The following is a 14,501-nucleotide window of genomic DNA, read 5'->3' as shown; positions in this document are numbered from 1 at the left end:
TTTAACGAGGTTTAATTAACAACACGATCAATAACAATTCACAATAAATCTCGCTAATACTTTCATTTTGTTTTCATTTTCAAACCATTTTCGCTTCATCTCCAGGCGATTTTCAAATCGTTTATTTGTTCGAGCGTCGCCGGAGAATGCATCACGTGATCAACGTTGTTTTCGTCCAGAAACTCCCGCATCGCGGCGTAAGTCTGCGCATAGGCATGGTTGAATGCATCGAAAGCCGACTGATCCCAGAGATCTCCAAGCCGGAAGACCTTCTCGGCAAATACATCGAAACTGGGGATCTTGAAGGTATCGGCGAATTCGCGGGTCCGGCTGTCATAGGTGAAGTAGATCGCCGGAACGCCATTGGCCAAGGCCATGAGGTTGCCGTGCAGGCGGTAGCCAAGCACCAGATCGCAGCCGCGGACGCAGTCATCGTAGTCAGCCACAACGTCCGAATAGAAAAGCCTCGAGCGGTAAAGCTCTTCCACCTGCTCGTCGAAATACCACTCACTGGCCCAGGCATTCGCCTTCAGCGTGGCAATCGCCTCCTCTTTCTGCTCGGGCGTTCCGAGGACGATCTTTTTTTCTTCCCGTTCGCCCTGCGCCATCAGGACCGTATCGAAGCGGGACGCGAAGGACTTGATCAATTCGCGATGCAGCGTCAGGTATTGCCGGATATCCTTGGCGTATGCCGGTGAAACCTCGCGTCGAATGGTGATCCCGACCTTCTTGACCGTTTCGAGTGCTGGCAGCACGATCTTCAGGTCCGGATCGTTTTTGCGAAACGCGGTCGGGCAGCCGATAATGCGCGTGTTGTCGATCCCGATGTCGTGAAGAACTTCGGCGGTATAAGCGCCCCGGACGCCAATAGACTGCGTCGAGTCAGCCATCAGCCGCAGAACGTTGCGGGTGCTCTCCGACAGCTCGATTTTGCCGTCGGTCGGTGCCTGGGCTCCGATGCCGAAGGCAAGCACGGGCAGACCGAGACGCTTGAGAACCTGTTCGGACTGTCTCCAGTCCATTTCGCTGTTGATGTAGTTGGACCCGCGCAGAACCACGTAATCGAATTCCTCGCGCAGCCGGTCCAGTTCGTTAGGGTCGAACGTCGCGATTTCCAGCGTCTGGACTTTCGTGTAGTTCAGAAGCTTCAGCGAAGAATCGAAGACGAACGCATCACCGATGTTGTGATAGTGATCAATGAATTTCTGAACGTTTCGATACTCGTACCAGCGGACATTATTATGCCCGTAAACTTCTCCTGACGGTATCATCACCAATATGCGCGCCATGAAAATCCCTCCCTATGCGCTCTTCTGCAATCCACCCGGGAATACGTTTGGGGACGAGGAGCGCCCCGCCTTGAGCGTTCGATAAAACGTCAGATGCTCCTGCGCGCTGTCAAAATGCGTCTTGGGGTCGACAATACCCTTGTGGAGCTGATCCCAGATCTTCGGCGTCCTGAGGACTTCCGACATGCGGTCGGCCAGGTCTTCCGGACTTGCGGCTCGGAAATGCAGGCCGTCGACCCCGTCCCGGACCTTCTCCGCCATTCCGCCGATCCCGCTGCAAATCAGCGGACGCTTGTGAAAAAAGGCTTCCTGAATGATCACCGGTGAGTTTTCCCACCAGACAGACGGCATCAGAACCCAGTCGACCTGCCGCATGAGCGAAGGCATATCCTTGTTCTGATACGCACCCGCGAAACGCACCCGGTCGCCGGTCTTTTTGAGCAGCTTTCCGATCTTTTTCCTGAAAGGCTCGGGTTGACGCTCCAGATTGCCGCCGAAGATCGTCAGGCTGGCGTCGTCGCCCCAAACGGCCTTTGGAATGCGCTGAACCGCTTCGAGGAGAACGTCGATCCCCTTGTAGGGAGTCATCTGGCCGAAATAGGCGAACCTAGACCGCCGTTGCGTCGGATCCTCGAGCACCCGCGGCGGCGCCCTTTCGCGCACGTTCAGACCGTTTTCGATCACCGCGCATTTTTCTTCCGGCAACCCCCACGCGACATAGCGGTCCATCAGAAACCGGCTTGGAGCGATAAAGCCGTCCGCAAGACTCAGGATCGACTGGATGAAGTGTTTTCTGCGCAGGAACGCGCCCGGGGAAATCTCCGGAAAGCAACCGTTGCAGGCGATCGGCGATGACGCTTCGCACAGTTTGTTGCCGCCGGTTTTGACCATCTGGCCATGATGGTGGCAGATCGGCAGAAACTCGTGGAACGTGACAGCGATGACCGCATTGGGCAGAGCGTCGCGCACGGCATAAAGCGCTTCCAGACCGAGCCCGATAAAATGGTGGAAATGCACGACATCCGGGCGCAAGGTCCGCGCGAAACGCCGCAGATCCCTTTGAATGTCCCCGGTATTGCGGTTGGAAATGAGAAAGTGATCGTAGTCGTCGGCGTGATAGAGCAACTCGTCATCCGCGTCCGAAACGCCCATGAGAGCCGACCTGCCATGCCGCGGATAGGTGTCTCCGACCCTCGCTAGAAAGAAGGACTGGGAACCCGCGGCGGACTTCAGGCCCTGATGCAGATTGTAGGAGGCCACTTCGGCGCCCCCGAGTGACAGCGCGGGATGTCCATGGGAAACGACGAGCACGCGAAGCGTCTGACCGGCAGAAGTTGTCATGCGCTGTCCTCCGAGAGGGAACCGAGAAGGGGCGACCAGACACGGTCGAAGTTTTTCCGGTCCAGACTGGAAACGAGCGCCTGCCACGTCCGGTCGTCTGCCGCGCCATCTTCGGGGTGGATCACCTCAACTTCCGGCACCCAGTAGGCCCGCAGTCCGGACCTGACGAGCCTCAAGGCGAGGTCCATCCCTTTTTCGTCCGTGCCGAGATAAGTCCGGCTGAACCCGCCGGCCCCGGCCAGCGCGGTTTTCGGCAGGACGCAGCAGTCAAAGGGCGCTGCGGCGACCTGGCTCGATTCGGCGCCAAGCAGCGTGCGGCGCGGATATCCGAGATAGTGCTGTTTCAGCACCGGCCGGCCGCGGTCCTGATCGATCCACGCCCCGGCCCACCGGATCGTACCGTCCTCGTAAAGCACCGTCGGAGCAACGAGACAGCTTTCCTCCCGCTCCTTGAAGGCGGCGATCAAGGGAGCCAGCCAGCCCGGACCGCTCGGCAGAACGCTGCCGCTGAAACACACGACCGTTTCGGATGGCGCGGCGGCGGCACCGGCCTGAAGAGCGTCCAGCCTGTCGTTCACGTTGGCCGCCAGAACCGCCCGGACGGACAGGCCGTAGAAGTCCGCAAGCCGGCCGAGCTCTTCAAGCCGGTCCGCAAGGATCGCTTTCGGTGCGGCAAGAACAAGCGGCGTCCCCTTCAGGAACGGGTCGACCGCAAAAAGCGTCAGCAGCACGCGCGCGCTCTCGAAATCGCCATCAAGTCCGACCACGATCGATTGTTCGGCCTCCGGGACAGTGGCGCCAATATCGACACACTCTTCCAGGTACGGCTCGAGATTCTCCGCAGCTTGCAGCATCGGCAGGAACTGGCGCTCCAGGATATCGGACTGAAAAGCGGTCGAATTGTCGAGGCCGGAAACCAGCCGTTTCAGCGCTGCACGGAGCGGCGCCCTGCCCACGGTCACCGGCGCATAGGCGGAACGCCCGCTGTCCAGGACGATTTCCAGATAAGCGGGCTGTTCCCCGCTTGCCCTGCCCCCTGGAACGAAAACGATGAACCCGTGGCGGTGTCCGGCACCTGGAGCGTTCAGGAACGGCGACAACTCGGCGAACGCGGTGGAGACATCCGGCCTTGGCTGCGAGGTCCACGTCGTATCCAGACGGTATCCGGTTCCTGACGACCTCAAATAGACGGCCTTGACCCGATCTTCCGGGTTCAGCAGCCAGCCCGACAGAAGAACCCCGCTGCCATCGATCTCTGCGCAGAAATCGACCGCGACACGAACCGGCACGTCCAGTTCGCTGACCGTTTCCCGGCCGTCGAACCGTTGAGCCGCCGCCTGCAGATGCGTTCGCCCGTCCCCCGCCGGAGACAGTTTCGGCAGCATCGCCCGAATGTGGCCGGGAAGGGCATGCGCGCCCGTCAGGCTGCGCCTTTCATGCGCTTCCAGCGACTTCCAGCCGGTCCGGCCACGAAGATAGATATTGCGGATTTTCTCCGCATCGACCCGGTCCTCGGCCTCGACCAGCCCGCAGAAGCCGTAGGCCTTTCCGCCGGTGTCCTTGCGCTCGAAAAGCCCGCAGTTCAGACCCGCGACCTTCAAAGCGCCGTCGAAAACAAAAATGCGGCTGCTGCCGGCGGGCAACTCCTTCGCCCATCCCTGGACAAAGACCTCCCCCTCGTCGAACCTGCCCACCACCTCGATGAAGCCGTCGCGCACCGCGACGGCCTGAACGATGCGGGCGGCAATCTGCATTGCCTGGGAACTGGCTCCCGGGGTAACCAGGGCCTCGACCAGACAATCCACGATATCCGAGCGAGAATGGGTTGTTGCCTCTTCGACCTGTTCCAGAAAGACGCTGAAATCGAGCGGTCCACTCTTGAGCGTGAACGGAAACGAGTGCCCCTGGCTTCTGATCGTAACCCGGGTGAGGTCCGAGATCGTTTTCCTGGGCAGGGAAAGAAGAGCGACGAAGGGCCGTTTCCTGGCTGCCGACCGATGTCCCGCGGGAAGCGTAACCAGCGTACACGGGACGGTGTTCTTTGGATCGTCGTTCAGGATGGCGGGCAGACCGTTGGTGAACGCATGGCCGACGCCGGCGATCAGCAGTGTTTCCCGGTCCAGATACGAAACGAGCGCGGACTGGCCGTCGAGAGGCAGTTTTCCCTCGGAAGCGTCGTGCTCCTGCGTGGCGGCCTGGCCTTCCAGACCTCCGCCGAGTTTCCTGACTCCCTTGATCGAGACCGCCTGATCCATCCGCCTGCCCTCAAAGCCCGCTTATCGCGGCAAACAGCATGCCGCCGACTACCCCGAGCATCGCGGCCAGGATCATCAGATGGGGCCTGAGATTGCTTCGGCTTTTCTCGCCAAGCACCTTCAGCCGGTCGTCGAAGCCCTTGAGCGTCGTATCGAAACGCAGGAGAAAAACCTCAAGCTCCTTGACGTGCTGGGCAAGATCGCCCTGCCCGCTTTTCAGGATCGCCAGCGCCTCGCCAAGTTCGCCTTCGTTCGAGGCAAGCGCGTCGATCCGCTGCGTTGTCTCCCGCAAAAGGGTAGTCGCGTCCCGCTGGCCGATCGCGCTCTGACGCTGCGCGGCGATCAGACGGTCGACCTTTTCCATGACGAGCGACAACGGAAGCGCGACAGCCGCCTCGGCTGCCCGTTCCTGGGCGCTCGGACGCGGCAGTTTCAGTTGCGTCCCATCCTTCGGCGTTTCGGCGACGACCGACAAACCATCGGGAGCCGCCGCAACCGCCTGAGGCAATTCAAGATCGAAGGAGTAGGCACCGTCGCCGATCCCGTTCCGTCTCAGATCGATGCGCGGCGTTTCCGCGACCTTGCTCATCACCCGATTTCCGTCATGGAAAACATGGATGGTCATTCGGTCGCCAGGATTGGCCGCGTCCCAGGCCCATCCGAGCACGCGACCGTTTTCAAGCGCGTCGACGCGGCCCTGGATCCTGGGCGCCGACTTGGGAGGCTGGGCCTCTCCTCCTTTTTCGGCTCCGGTCTTCTTCTCCACTTCGGCTACGCTCATAGCTAGTCTTTCTGGGGCTGGACGTTTTCAGGGGCTGCCTAGGCCGCCGGATCGCGCGCGGTTTCACCCCGCTCCTCAAACAGGCGCAGATACTGCTCGGCAACTGCCGCCGCAGAGGGGGGCTTGCGCGTATTGGCGGAAAGCGTCGAGCAAAGTTTCGTGTCGCTCGCGGCCTCCGCCATAACTGCGGCGAAGCTCGCCGGGTCATTCCTGCGCGCGTGCAACCCGTCGGTCCTGTCCCGCACCGCTTCCGCCATGCCGCCGACACCGCTGACGATCACCGGGCGCCCGTGCTGCCGCGCTTCTGCGATAACCAGCGGGGCATTTTCCCACCAGACCGACGGCACCACGACCCAATCGACCGGCGCCATCAGGTCCGGAACGTCCGCGGGCTTGTAAGCGCCAAGACGAATGACTTCGGGCGACAACTCCTCGAAGAGCTTGTCGATACGCTCGATGAAGGCCGGATCCTGAAACGGCGCGCCGCCATGCACGCGGAGTTCGAAATCGATCTCCCTTTCGCGCATCAGCCTGGCAGCCTGAAGAAGAACCTCTATGCCCTTCCAGGGAGTCAGATTGCCGAAGTAACCGAAAACGTTCCGAGGCTCGTCCTTCCCGGACCGCATCGAAGCCGGGGTCACGTCGGGCCTTCCGTTTGCGATCAGCTTGATCTTGTCGGCGGCAAGCCCCCAGCGGATATAGACATCGCGCAGGAAAGCGCTTGGCGAAACGAAAGTGTCTATCGCGGCCAGATGGGTCTTGATGAACCGTTCCCGCAAGCGAACATCGTTCGGCTTGGCATCGCCAAGGCACCTGCACAAGCCGCCATGCCCCAAAGCCGCGCAAGGCTCGTCCGGACTTTCCATCAGCACGCCGTCATTGGCGCAGATCGCGTAATAGTCGTGCAGGGTCATCACGATCCGGACATCCGGCAAAACCCGGCGGATCAGGACCGGAAGCTCAACTCCAAACAGGAGCAGGTGATGAATATGGACGACGTCGGGCCGGAAATTTTCCAGAAGCGTAAGCAGATCCGGAACAAAGGCCCTTAAATCGATCTGACTCATGTTGAACCGGTCGAAATGCCCGGCCCACATCAGGAGTTCGTCGCCCCGGTCGCTGATCGCCTGAAAACTCGTTCCCGGATGCGGCTGCCGGTGCAGCTGATTTGTGGCTCCGACAAAAAGCGCCTGGTGGCCCGCCTGACGGTAGGCACGCGCGAGGTCCAGCGCCACCGTTTCCGTTCCGCCGGGGTGAAGATCCGGATGGTTGTGGGCAAAGACCAGGATCCGCATCAATCGCTCCCCCGCGCCGTCTTCACCGCGACGAAAAAGTCCTGATAGTTGCGGCTCTCCGTCCCGCCCCGCCAGTGGCCGAGCCTTTTGAGGGTAATCTCGAACCCGTTGACCTTCAGCGCTTCGTCCAGGAAGCCGTCGTCGAAGGCGACCGCGGAAAGCGGCGTGCGCAGATCCGCACACCAGGCCGGGCTGTTTCCGGCCCGCTGGAAGACGATGCGCGGCGGCGGCTGCCCGTCTTTCCGCTCCGGTTGCTTGTCCATGACGAAAGCGGACAGGAACAGGCGGCCGCCCAGATCGAGAAGCCGCGAGACTTCCTTGAAGTAGGGCCGGATTTCCTGCGGCGGAAGATGCGTCACGACCGAGGTCATGATGGCGAAGTCGAAGGACCCGTTCGCGAACGGCAGGGAAATATCCGTTCCCCGGATGTGCCCTCCCGGATTGTAGAGACCGTTTGCGATGTCGAGATGCGTGAAGCGGAAATTGGGATAGACCGATCCGATGTTGCGCGTGCACCAGTTGATGCCGGACGACGCCGGATCGATGCCGGCATATTGCGCCGTTTCAGGATCCAGATATTGGGTCAGCGGCACCGCCATCCGGCCGATTCCACAGCCGATATCGAGCACGCGTTCATTTTCGCGCAAACCGCCAAGTTCGATGAAGTGACCCAGGAACTCCGTTCCGATAGCCAGATAGTCGCCGTCTCCGACGAAGATGTCTTCCTGAGACGGTACCGGCAGAAAGCGATTCCGCCTGATCAGTTTCTGCAGATCGGCGATCCGTTCCGGGCTGACCGGAACCGTTTTCATGCTGACCTTGTCCTTGATGAAAACCGGTGAGTTCATGATGCCAGCAATCCCTCGCGCGCCGTGGCCGCGGACATCAAGGCGGCCATATCCCCTTCCCACCTGGTCTGATGAAGCCAACGATTGTATTGCGACGCCACGCCGCGCGTGTAGTCATCGTTGTTTTTGATGGACACTCTTTCGAAGTGATAGAGTTCGGCATCGCCCAGATAATAGATCTTGCGGTTCAGCTTTCTGATCTTGAGACAAAGATCGCTATCCTCGTAGTCCCCCACGATATACTCGGTCGAAAACCCTCCGACCGCGTCGAAATCGTCCTTGGCGAGGATCAGGCATGCTCCGGTCACCCCCGGCACCTCCCGCGAGGTTCCGGCGAGCGGAAAATGCCTTGGAAACCCCTTGTAATAATGATGGTTGAACCAGCGTCCCTTTTCGTCCTGAATGAACTTCAGGCCGGCATGCTGAATGGCGTTGTCCGCGTAAAGCAGCTTGGCGCCCACCGCACCGACCTGTTCATCCATCATGAGACAGGCGCACAACTGCTCGAGCCAACCCGCTTCAACGGGCACCACGTCGGAATTGAGCATCGCCAGATAGCGTCCGCGCGCCTGCGCGGCACCCGCGTTGCAGGCAAGCGCGTAGCCGCCGTTGCGTTCCATGACGACCAGCCGTACAGGCAGGCCGTAAAGCAGATGGAATCCGCCCAGGATATCCTCGACATGGGTGACTTGTTCGGGGGAATCGAGGACGTAAATGACTTCCGCGTTTTCACAGAACCAGGGGTCCGTTGCGAATGCCGCCAGCTGAGCCTTGATGAACTCGAAGACCTTGTAGAGCGGAATGACCAGTGAAACGGTGGGGTTTCCGGCGGGGTCTCCGAAACCGAGTTCGGAGGTCTTGCCGACCGACTTCATGAAGTTTTCCTGCATCTCCGCCAGAGGCCTGGACAGGCAGGCCTCCATCACCTTGTCCGTTGCGTAGCGCGGCGGAATTACGGAGAGGGCCTTTGCCCGCACCCCTGCCGGATCGTGCGGCTGCGGCGGCGGCACGAGAAGCTCCCGTTCGCCTGAAGCAAGCTTGAGTTCGAAGCGTGGCTGCAAGTGGTGCTGCAAGGCGGGACCCGTCTCCGCGAAGGCGACGAACCGTTTGATGGCATACCCTCCCTGAGCCTCCGGCAGGACACCGTCGAACTGGTGCAGGTCGAGCGGCACCGCATCGCCCGTCCCCGTCAGGAGATCCAGTCCCACATAGCTGCCGCCGGTATCCCGGAGCCAGCCACCGGCAAGCACGCCGGAAGCCCCGGCAAGCGCCGTTTCGATGGCGCAGAAGGGCGTCGCATCGCTCAGCGTTCCATGCCGTTTCGCCGGCAGCGGTTCGGCCTGTTGCAGATCGAGCACCGCGGCGCGGCTGGCCTGGGATTCCCGCCCGAACCGCGAGATCAGGAAGTCGCGGACGTCCGGGAGCTTGCGGCCGTTGACCGCCCACCAGGCCCCGAGCGACCGGGCGGAGTTTTCCGCTTGCACCCGGCGGATCGCAAGCCCCCAGGGACCGGACAGAACCAGAAACCCGCCATCGGGAGACCGGTCGCTTTCCGCGGTACCGAGGAACAGACGGTTCTTTCCGTTGTTGTGCAGGACATTGCAGGTATCGCCCGACAAACGCTTGATGCCGAAATCCCCGACCAGCACGACGGAGGCGATGTCGGTGCACTCGCTGTTCAGAAGAGTTTCGAAAATACGCGTCTGGCCAACCGTCGCGACGCAGTCGGCAACCGGCGGCGAATCGTTGACGGACCGCAGAAGCTCGAGCGCGAATCCGGAAAAACTGCGCGACCGCCCAAGTCTGAACATGCTGGCCCAGGTGTTCAGCATGGTCGTCACCAGCACGGCACAGGCATTTTGACTGAGGTTCTGTGTCAGGGCATAGGGGTCTACGGAAGCGACCGGCTGACCGGTGTCGACGCTCAGCGCCGCGCCGGAACCGATAGCCCCGGCATTCATTTTGAGGTCAAGCCTGGCCTTCTCCTTCAGGGCAAGACACCAGACGATGCGCGACCGCCCGTCCAGCCGTGCAAGCCTGACGCTTGCCAGGGAAGCAAAGCGCTGACCGGAAGTCTCTTCGAGGCGTGGCGCGGCGTTCACTGCGTGCGGCGGCTCCCACACGACCAGAAAAGCGTCGGGGGTCAGTTGAAAAAACTGCGGTGCGTCAAAGGACGCCTCAGCCTGATTGCCCAGGGCTTCGAGCATATTCGCACTTCGTTAAGTAGAGACAGGGCCCGCCTGGCGGGCCGGTATTCCCTCCCGGGCATTCTGGGGAACAGAGAACGCCCGGGAAAAGAAGCATCAGCCTTAGCTGACGACGATGTATCCGTCAGGATTGTCCTGAAGGTCGTCCGCATCGACATTGTTGAGCGTGAGGGTGTCCCCATTGCCCAGATCGATAACGGTGTTGTTGCCAACCTGGGTCGCACGGGCTGCCACGTCGGCCGCGCTTTCGACACCGGTTTCGTTGATGTTCGCGGAAATCTGCACCAGATCGCCAACCTGGAAGTCCATGATGACGTCGTTGCCGCCGCCGCCGGAGAACACGAACACGTCGTGATCGTCACCGCCGAACATCACGTCGTTGCCGGCACCGCCGTCGATGATGTCCGTCCCGCTGCCGCCGAGGATGATGTCCCCGCCGTCACCGCCGGAGATGTAGTCTTCACCGGAACCGCCGAAAATGATGTCGCTGCCGTTCTCGCCGAGAATGACGTCGTCGCCTTCGCCGCCAAAGATCTTGTCGGACCCTTCTCCGCCGCTGATCAGATCGCTGCCCTTGCCGCCGAACAGAAAATCGTCCCCGTCATTGCCGAGAACAATATCGGGATTACCGAGTCCGAAGATGAAATCCTGGGCGCTCGTACCCTGTAGGAAATCGGAATAGGAACTACCTTCGATTGTGGCCATAGTTAACTCCTGAAGTTCGCCTCACATAAACATCGCCCCGGAAACACCCGAGTGCCGCACCGCACAATCCCCCGATTTTCGCGCTGCAAGAAAACCATTACACAATAATTTCCATATTCAAAGGGATTATTAGAGGATTTTTTTTGGCAATATTATGTCAACGAACAATTTTATCAAATAGTATTTGCTATACGCAGAAAAAGTACATTCTTATTATTTGCGTATTAAATCGAATTTCGATGCAATTTACCGATAACACGTCCTAATTTTCAATTTATTTAAAATTTTCATAAGCTTAGCATGTCGTTATTTCTGCAATGAAATCATCAGACTAGGAATTCGACGCTGAAACATTAGCGAAAGGCTGAGCGAACGATCCGAAATTCCGGAAAATGGTGCAGAGCAGCAAAGCCCGAAGACTACTTCCCCCGGAAAACGTTAAAGTTGCAGAACTCAACGTAAGAAGAACGTTCCCCGGCCGCCGGCATGAGCGAAGAAAAAACACTCCGAATGCCGGTATCAGTCCTCCCGGAAAGCCCGGTTGAAGCTTTCGGTGATCGGCTCGAGAAGATATTCCATCGCCTTTCTGGCCCGGCGAACGATGAGAACGTCTGCCGGCATGCCAGGATAGAGCGTGATCGTCGGATTGTTTTCCAGAGCCTCCTTGGCCACCTCCGCACGCACCACGTAATAGGCTGCCTGGGTCTGCTCATCCACAGTCTGGTCGGCCGCGACGTAGGTCACCTTGCCTTCGAGGGGGCTGGTGCTCTTCTTGTCGTATGCCGTCAGCCTGATCCTGGCCTCCGCGCCCGCGCGCACCGTGTCGATGTCCTCAAGGTTCATCTTCACTTCGACAAGCATTTTCTCATCGCGCGGGACAATGTCCATGATCGCCTTGCCGGGCTCGATGACACCGCCCGGTGTCCGCATTTCGATGTTATAGACGATCCCCGCTTGCGGCGAATGCACAACGAGACGGTCAAGGACGTCCTTTGCGGAAATGATCTGTTCGTTGGTGATGTTCAACTCGAGCTGCGCCTGAAGGATCTCGCTTGCGATATCGCTTTGCCACTCCTGCTCCGCCTGCAACAGGGCGACCTCGGCCCCCTGCTTCGCCCTTTCCGCACGCGCCATTTCCGCCGCGTACTCGCCGCCGTCGCCGATCATTTCGTTCAACTCAAGCTGCGCTTCGCTGAGAATCGCCTTGGAAGTGTAGCCTTTCTCCTCCAGGCCGCTCAGCGCCTCGACCCGCTCCTTCAGCAGAGACTGCCGCTCCTTCGTGGCCTCAAGCTGCGCCTTGTTCGCTTCGATCTGGGCGTCGTATTGCTCGATCTCTTTTTTCTGATAGGCGATCTTTCCCTCGTAAACCTCGCGTCGCTTTTCGAAAAAGCGCTGCTCCGCCGCCACCACATCCGCGGCCGACGGATTGCCTCCCTTGAGAAGCTCGTCCGGCATGACGAGTTCCTCCTTGAGGTCGCGTTCCGCACGCAGCCTGGCAAGCTTTGCCATGAGACTTATCCGTTTTCCGCGAAGCTGGGCCAGATCCGCGCGCGCCCGGGTATCGTCGAGTTCGACCAACGGCTGGCCGGCATCGACAAAGTCCCCTTCCTGTACGAGCAGGCCTCGCAGAATTCCGCCTTCGAGATGGCTGATGGTCTTGCGCTTGCTGTCGACGATCACCTTGCCGGTCGCGACCGCCGCGCTGTCGAGATCGGCCGTGAAACCCCAGAGCAGGAAACCGCCGAAACCGACAACGACCGCAACGACCGCCGCGATCAACGGCCGCCGCAGATCAGGTTCCTTTTCGTCCATGTCGTTTTGCGGCACCATCCAGTAAGGCGTCCCATGGTCGGCGTGCCCTGGAAGCGGCGCCCCCACCTGGTTTCCCGTTCGGCCAGTCATGCGACTTCTCCCTTGGAGGCAATTCCGGTTTTGGGCGCCGGCGCGGGAAGCCGGCCTGAGATATTGCTGACGACTTCTGTCCTGTCCCCGAACTGACCGATCCGGCCGTCTTCCAGCACGAGGATCTTGTCGGCTGCCTCCATGATCGCGGGCCGGTGGGCTATCACCACCACGATCGCACCACTCGCCTTGGCGCTTTTGATCGCCCGCACCAGGGCCACTTCACCTTCCGTGTCGAGATTGGCGTTCGGTTCGTCGAGCACCAAGAGCCGCGGACTGCCGAACAAGGCGCGCGCAAGCGCGACCCGTTGCTTCTGCCCGCCGGAGAGCGTGTATTTGGTGTCGCCCACGGGTGTGTCGTAGCCGAGCGGCATCCGCCCGATCATCTCGTGAACACCCGCCGCGCGCGCCGCGCTGATGACCATCTGAGGGTCCGCATCGTACATGCGCGAAATGTTTTCCCGCACCGTCCCGTCCAGCAGGGACACCGACTGCGGCAGGTATCCGACCATGGCGCCGAACGAAGCGCGCTCCCACAGATAGACATTATGGCCGTCCAGGAAGACACCGCCCGTCGTCGGCTGCAACGCGCCCACAAGCAATCGGGCCAGCGTGGACTTGCCTGCCGCGGATGGGCCGACAATGCCAAGCACGTCCCCAGGTTCGAGCGTGAAGGAAATGCCCTTGATGACGGGAACCGGCGCTCCGGGAACCGCGAACACGAGCCGGTCGACCATGAGCTGCCCCTGACTGGGCGGTGTCGGAACGGTCTGGCGGATCGAGGAATGGTTTTCGATAACGTCCCGGACCCGCCCCCAGGCGGTGGCGGCGAACACCCATTGACGCCAGTTTTCCGTCATGTTGTCGAACGGCATCAGCAGACGCCCGGTCAGGATGCTGGCCGCGATCATGGTGCCCGCGGACACTTCTCCCTTGATGACCAGATCCGCGCCGAGAGCGAGCACGGAAATCTGCATACCGAACCTCAAGCTTCTGGTCAGGGCATGGATCGCCTTTCCACGCGCGTTTCCCTGCGCCATGAGTTCGTTGGCGTGAATCTGCCCCTTGCGCCAGCGCCGGGTCAGCGCCGGCATGATCCCCATGGCCTCGATGGTCTCCGCGTGGCGCAGCGTGGAGGATATGGTCGCGATGTTTTCCACATTCGCCCGGTTGGCTTCCTTGAGTAGAGACCGGGTGGTCATGTCGGAGACGAGATTAAGCCCGATCAGGATGACCGCCGAGATCACGGCCAGAATCCCGTAGTAGGGATGCATGGCCATCAGCACCAGAAGGAACAAGGGAACCCAGACCGCCTCCAGAGGCGCACTGATTGCGTTGCTGGTGATGAAGGAGCGCAAATCGTTGAGGTCGCGAAGCACTTCCGCGGCAAGGGATCCACCCTTTTCAAGTGACGCCTTCACACCGGCCTCGATCGCCATCACATTCAGATTCCGGACCAGCTGCGTTCCCATGACCTGGAAAATCTGGCTCCGGATGAATTCGAGAATCGCGAAAAGCGCCAATCCGCCACCGGCAATAATGACAAGCATGGTAAGCGTATCGAGACTGCGGCTGTTCAGCACCCGGTCGTGGACCTGCAGCATGAAAAGCGGAACGATCATCTGAAGAAGCGTGACGATGCCACTCAGGATCCCGGCAGAGATCAGCCCAGTTGCAAAGGTCTTACGGGCTTCCCGCACCAGCCGTAACGGGTCAGTTACAGCCTTCTCACTACGTCCTGCCATTCAAGACAACTCCAAATTCTCAACCCAAAGATGCGTTCGCAGGTGCGAAAAAAATCAGTACTTGCCCAGAAAAAGTCACATCTTTTCCCTAGCATTTTTCATGCGTTATAGACTAAATTGAGTGAAGTTTGGG

The 14,501-nt window shown here is 60.1% G+C and carries 10 protein-coding genes; all 10 read right to left on the bottom strand.

Annotated elements, in window-relative coordinates:
• Positions 1–95 precede the first annotated feature (95 nt).
• The gene (locus JF539_RS18010) at positions 96–1,289 is read right to left on the bottom strand and encodes a polysaccharide pyruvyl transferase family protein (protein ID WP_207142109.1); all 1,194 of its coding nucleotides are present in this window, start codon (positions 1,287–1,289) and stop codon (positions 96–98) included.
• 12 nt (positions 1,290–1,301) lie between these two features.
• Positions 1,302–2,630, bottom strand: a complete 1,329-nt coding sequence (locus tag JF539_RS18005) for a glycosyltransferase family 4 protein (protein ID WP_207142108.1) — start codon at positions 2,628–2,630, stop codon at positions 1,302–1,304.
• Positions 2,627–4,885 (bottom strand): glycosyltransferase family 2 protein, encoded by a 2,259-nt coding sequence (locus tag JF539_RS18000; protein WP_207142107.1) that lies wholly within the window; start codon positions 4,883–4,885, stop codon positions 2,627–2,629. The genes JF539_RS18005 and JF539_RS18000 overlap by 4 nt, the downstream gene beginning before the upstream one ends.
• A gap of 10 nt (positions 4,886–4,895) precedes the next feature.
• Positions 4,896–5,666, bottom strand: a complete 771-nt coding sequence (locus JF539_RS17995) for a hypothetical protein (RefSeq protein ID WP_207142106.1) — start codon at positions 5,664–5,666, stop codon at positions 4,896–4,898.
• Positions 5,667–5,704: 38 nt separating this feature from the next.
• Entirely contained in the window at positions 5,705–6,961 is a 1,257-nt protein-coding gene (locus tag JF539_RS17990) for a glycosyltransferase family 4 protein (protein ID WP_207142105.1), read from the bottom strand.
• Complete coding sequence (locus JF539_RS17985; protein WP_207142104.1) at positions 6,961–7,809, bottom strand: class I SAM-dependent methyltransferase; 849 nt, start codon at positions 7,807–7,809, stop codon at positions 6,961–6,963. Before JF539_RS17985 ends, JF539_RS17990 begins: the two co-directional genes overlap by 1 nt.
• Positions 7,806–10,016 carry a glycosyltransferase family 2 protein gene (locus JF539_RS17980; RefSeq protein ID WP_207142103.1) on the bottom strand — a complete coding sequence of 737 codons (2,211 nt, stop codon included), beginning with the start codon at positions 10,014–10,016 and terminating at the stop codon, positions 7,806–7,808. Before JF539_RS17980 ends, JF539_RS17985 begins: the two co-directional genes overlap by 4 nt.
• Before the next feature lie 102 nt (positions 10,017–10,118).
• Positions 10,119–10,721, bottom strand: a complete 603-nt coding sequence (locus tag JF539_RS17975; RefSeq protein WP_207142102.1) for a calcium-binding protein — start codon at positions 10,719–10,721, stop codon at positions 10,119–10,121.
• Between the two features lie 519 nt (positions 10,722–11,240).
• Complete coding sequence (locus JF539_RS17970; protein WP_209017404.1) at positions 11,241–12,623, bottom strand: HlyD family type I secretion periplasmic adaptor subunit; 1,383 nt, start codon at positions 12,621–12,623, stop codon at positions 11,241–11,243.
• The gene (locus tag JF539_RS17965) at positions 12,620–14,368 is read right to left on the bottom strand and encodes a type I secretion system permease/ATPase (RefSeq protein WP_207142101.1); all 1,749 of its coding nucleotides are present in this window, start codon (positions 14,366–14,368) and stop codon (positions 12,620–12,622) included. Before JF539_RS17965 ends, JF539_RS17970 begins: the two co-directional genes overlap by 4 nt.
• Positions 14,369–14,501: the final 133 nt, after the last annotated feature.

It is taken from the genome of Roseibium aggregatum (assembly GCF_017309185.1).
GTDB lineage: Bacteria > Pseudomonadota > Alphaproteobacteria > Rhizobiales > Stappiaceae > Roseibium > Roseibium aggregatum_B.
Note: the sequence above shows the minus strand (reverse complement) of the source record. Positions and strands in the feature narration are given on the sequence as shown.